This window comes from Sphingopyxis sp., assembly GCF_036402335.1.
Taxonomy (GTDB): domain Bacteria; phylum Pseudomonadota; class Alphaproteobacteria; order Sphingomonadales; family Sphingomonadaceae; genus Sphingopyxis.
The window spans coordinates 1-3,963 of sequence record NZ_DASWTD010000137.1 but is presented as its reverse complement, the minus strand read 5'-3'; the positions used below and the strand labels follow the sequence as shown (position 1 = coordinate 3,963).

The following is a 3,963-nucleotide window of genomic DNA, read 5'->3' as shown; positions in this document are numbered from 1 at the left end:
GGTTTCCTTTTCGAACATGGCACGCTGACGACCACCGACGAGGTGCGCGATCGATTAAATCGCACACAGGATGAAAGCGACGGTTGACAGGTCGGGGCAGGGGCCATATTGGCGCGGCTCCCAAGCACACGCGGGTGTAGCTCAGTTGCTTAGAGTGCCGGCCTGTCACGCCGGAGGTCGCGGGTTCGAGCCCCGTCACTCGCGCCATTCCTTCCTTTTCCGGATGGAATGGCCACCGCGTCTTGGGACGATTTCATCACCGAAATCTTGTGGATCGGCGCGGCTTTTCAGCCGCGCCACCGTCCCAGTTCCATCCAGCGCAACAGCGGCTTGAGCGGCGCGATCCAGACGATCCCCGCCACCAGATAAAAGACCGCCTGCACCAGTACCGGCCAGGTACCGACCCACGACGAGAGGCTGACGACGATCGCCGTCCATCCGGCGATCAGTGCGAGGATCAGGAACATGCCCGCGGGCTTGCGCCAGCTCGGCTGGGGGTTGGCTGGATCGGGGTTCACAGGCGGTCTCCGCAAAGGATGAATTCTTGCTCGGTGAGGATCGCGTCGAGCGCGATATCGGTCGATTCGCGCGGCGTAGCGTCGATTTCCTGCACCGACCAGCCGATACCGATGCGCAGCGCCCCGGGATGCGCGGCGAAATAGCGGTCATAATGCCCGCCGCCCTGGCCGATCCGGCCCCCTTGACGGTCGAATCCGACGAGCGGACAGAAAATGAGGTCGGGGACCACCAGCGAGGCGTTATCGCCCGGCTGCTGCGTACTCCAAGGCCCCTTCACGAGCGATTCGCCCGGGCGCCAGCGCCGGAAGTCCATCGTTTCGACCCGTCCGGCATGATGGGGCAGCGCGAGCGCGCCCGCTTCGGCGAGGCCTGCAAACATCGGGAGGACATCCGGTTCATCGCCCCATGCGGCATAGGCGCCGACGACGGCATGATCGGCGAGAAGGCCGGAAAGCTGCGCGGGCAGGGCGCGAAAGGCGGCGAGCTGCGCCATCCCGTCGAGATTCGCGGCGAAATGCCTTCGCCGAAAGCGCAGTTTTTCGCGCAGTCGCTGCTTTTGCTGGACCAGATCGGCGGACAAGTCGGTCATCGCCTCCCCCTGAAATTTGGGATCTGGACATTCACGGGTCGGTTGGCGGGACCGCCGAGGTCGTTTGCTGGAAAGTCCTCTGACGCCAGTAACGTCAGGTGGGGACCATGTACGTCGGACCAGGGTCCGGGCAGGGACAGCCCCCTAGGATGATGTATCGCCTCAGGGATTTTCGCAAAAGCTCGTGCCGGGCAGTACCCGCCGCCCCTTATGTAGGGGCACGGACGGGCTTGCTCAAGGGAGTTGCTCGACTTTCGCGGCCAATGTCTCGATGCGATCGGCGATTTGCAGCAAGGCGCGGTCGTGCGACGGGTTTGCGGATGCCGCCGCCGCGGGCGCCGCCTGGCGCACCGTTTCCAGTTCCCTGAGTACCGCCTGCTCGCGCGCGACCGCGTCGCGCAGCTCGTCGCGCGCCGCCGCCTCGCGGCTTTCGGCGAGCGCCACCGCGGCACGCAGCGAATCGGACTGCGGCTCGGCCTTTTCGACCTTGCTGCGCGCTTCCTGCGTCTCATCGGCGAGCATCAGTGCGGCGAACAGCAACTGGCGGACCTCGGTCCCGCCCGGCATGGTGCGCACCTTTTCATCGACGACCGACGCGAGCTGGATCAACTGCGCCTCCTGTCCGTCGGCGCAATGTACGTCATAGGGACGGCCGGCGATCGTCAGCTTGACATCAGCCACGCTTGGCCTCCGCAATCAGGAGGTCGAGTTCGCCAATGACGGCGGCAACTTCGGCCTTCAGCGTCGACTGGTCGGCAGCGGGCGCTGCGACCGCCGCAGGGGTCCGATTCGCGCGGTCGGTCAGGGCCTTTTCGATACGGCTGAGCGCGCGTTCGATACGGCCGATGGCCAGGCTGGATTCGTCGAGATCGAGTTCCATGCCAACGGGGTAGCAGCGTGGGGAAGGGGGTGCAATTGCCCTGTCGGTCCAAAATGCGCGGATTTTCCGTCACGGGCGGTTGACTCCTGCCCCCTCCGCCGCAAAGGGCTGTGCGCATCCAGTCCGGACGGTGCGTCCGGCGCCAGCCCAGCCATTTCCGGGGGACCAATGACACTGCCCGAACGTCAGCTCGCCAATGCAATCCGCGCGCTTGCGATGGATGCCGTACAGGCCGCAAACAGCGGTCATCCGGGGATGCCGATGGGCATGGCCGACGTCGCCACCGTGCTGTATTCGGATTATCTGAAGTTCGATGCGGCGGACCCGCACTGGGCCGACCGCGACCGATTCGTCCTGTCGGCAGGGCATGGCTCGATGCTCGCCTATGCCACGCTGCATCTCGCCGGCTACGCGCGCCCGACGCTCGACGATATCCGCAATTTCCGCCAGCTTCACAGCCCGTGCGCGGGGCATCCCGAAAATTTCGAGCTCGCGGGCGTCGAAACGACGACGGGACCGCTGGGACAGGGGCTTGCGACCTCGGTCGGCATGGCGATTGCCGAGCGGCACCTCAATGCCCTCTATGGCGACGATCTTGTCGATCATCGCACATGGGTGATCGCGGGCGACGGTTGCCTGATGGAAGGCATCAACCACGAAGCCATCGGGCTTGCCGGCCACCTCGGCCTCGGCCGCCTGACCGTGCTGTGGGACGATAACAAGATCACGATTGACGGGTCGACCGACCTGTCGACGAGCGAAGACATCCCGGCGCGCTATGCTGCGACCGGATGGCACGTCGAAAGCTGCGACGGGCATGATCCTGTCGACATTCGCCGCGCGATCGATGCTGCGCTTGCCGATCCGCGCCCGTCGCTGATCGCGTGCCGCACGATCATCGGTTTCGGTGCACCTAACAAGCAGGGAACCTCGGCGACGCATGGCGCCCCGCTCGGTGCCGACGAGATCGCCGCGGCGCGCAAGGAACTCGGCTGGACCGCCGAACCGTTCGTCATTCCCGCCGATATCGCATCGGCGTGGGCGGCGTTCGGCGAGAAGGGCAAGGTTCTTCATGCCGAATGGAATGATCGCCTCGCAAATAGCGACCGGAAAACGGAATTTGCAGATCGGCTGAGCGGCAAGATCGTGCCCGGCGATGCCTTCAAAGCCTATCTCGAGGGCCTTGTTGCCGAGCCGCCGAAGGTCGCGACGCGCAAGGCGTCGGAGAATACGCTTGGCGCACTGACCGCCGATATCGCGGCGCTCGTCGGCGGCAGCGCCGATCTCACGGGTTCGAACAACACCAAAACATCGTCGACCAAGACGCTGACAAAGAATGATTATTCGGGGCGCTATATCTATTATGGCATCCGCGAGTTCGGCATGGCCGCCGCGATGAACGGCATGGCGCTGCACGGCGGTGTCGTGCCCTATGGCGGCACTTTCCTCGTGTTCGCCGACTATTGCCGCGCCGCGATTCGCCTGTCGGCGCTCCAGCAGCAGCGCGTCGTCTATGTGATGACGCACGACAGCATCGGGCTCGGCGAGGACGGGCCGACGCACCAGCCGATCGAGCATCTCCAGTCGCTGCGCGCGATGCCGAACCTGCTCGTTATGCGTCCCGCCGACGCGGTCGAGACCGCCGAATGCTGGGCGATCGCGCTCGCGCAGGAAGACCGGCCGTCGCTGCTCGCGCTGACTCGCCAGAATCTTCCGCCGCTGCGTCATGACGTCACGGAAAATCTTTGCCTGAAGGGCGGTTACCGTCTTCGCGATGCCTCGGCTGCGCGCAAGGTCGTGCTCGTCGCAACCGGCTCCGAAGTTTCGCTCGCGGTCGAAACCGCCGAATGCTGGGCGCTCGCGCTCGCGGAGGAAAGCCGGCCGTCGTTGCTCGCGCTGACGCGCCAGAACCTCCCCCCCTTGCGCCATGACGTCAGCGAAAATCTTTGCGCGAAAGGCGGTTACCGCCTTCGCG

The 3,963-nt window shown here is 65.2% G+C and carries 5 protein-coding genes and 1 tRNA gene; 2 read left to right on the top strand and 4 right to left on the bottom strand.

Annotated elements, in window-relative coordinates:
- Positions 1 to 130 precede the first annotated feature (130 nt).
- Positions 131 to 207, top strand: a tRNA-Asp gene (locus VGD20_RS04315).
- An 80-nt stretch (positions 208 to 287) separates the two neighbouring features.
- On the opposite strand, the gene VGD20_RS04310 is transcribed toward VGD20_RS04315, so the two are convergent.
- The 4 genes from VGD20_RS04310 to VGD20_RS04295 all read right to left on the bottom strand — a co-directional run bounded on the left by VGD20_RS04310 (position 288) and on the right by VGD20_RS04295 (position 1,988).
- Positions 288 to 518 (bottom strand): DUF2842 domain-containing protein, encoded by a 231-nt coding sequence (locus VGD20_RS04310; protein WP_331133268.1) that lies wholly within the window; start codon positions 516 to 518, stop codon positions 288 to 290.
- Entirely contained in the window at positions 515 to 1,108 is a 594-nt protein-coding gene (locus VGD20_RS04305; RefSeq protein ID WP_331133267.1) for a 5-formyltetrahydrofolate cyclo-ligase, read from the bottom strand. Before VGD20_RS04305 ends, VGD20_RS04310 begins: the two co-directional genes overlap by 4 nt.
- Before the next feature lie 234 nt (positions 1,109 to 1,342).
- Positions 1,343 to 1,789, bottom strand: coding sequence for a cell division protein ZapA (locus tag VGD20_RS04300; protein WP_331133266.1), 447 nt, complete (start codon positions 1,787 to 1,789; stop codon positions 1,343 to 1,345).
- On the bottom strand, positions 1,782 to 1,988 hold the full coding sequence (locus tag VGD20_RS04295; RefSeq protein ID WP_331133265.1) for a hypothetical protein: 207 nt from the start codon (positions 1,986 to 1,988) through the stop codon (positions 1,782 to 1,784). The genes VGD20_RS04300 and VGD20_RS04295 overlap by 8 nt, the downstream gene beginning before the upstream one ends.
- A 168-nt stretch (positions 1,989 to 2,156) precedes the next feature.
- On the opposite strand from VGD20_RS04295, the gene tkt reads away from it, so the two are divergent.
- Positions 2,157 to 3,963: transketolase (gene tkt / locus VGD20_RS04290; protein WP_331133264.1), on the top strand; the 1,807-nt coding region annotated here is incomplete at its 3' end.

Coding starts and splice junctions, on each gene's coding strand:
- VGD20_RS04305 (WP_331133267.1), bottom strand. CDS start 1,108: ATGACCGACTTGTCCGCCGATCTGGTCCAGCAAAAGCAGCGACTGCGC.
- VGD20_RS04295 (WP_331133265.1), bottom strand. CDS start 1,988: ATGGAACTCGATCTCGACGAATCCAGCCTGGCCATCGGCCGTATCGAA.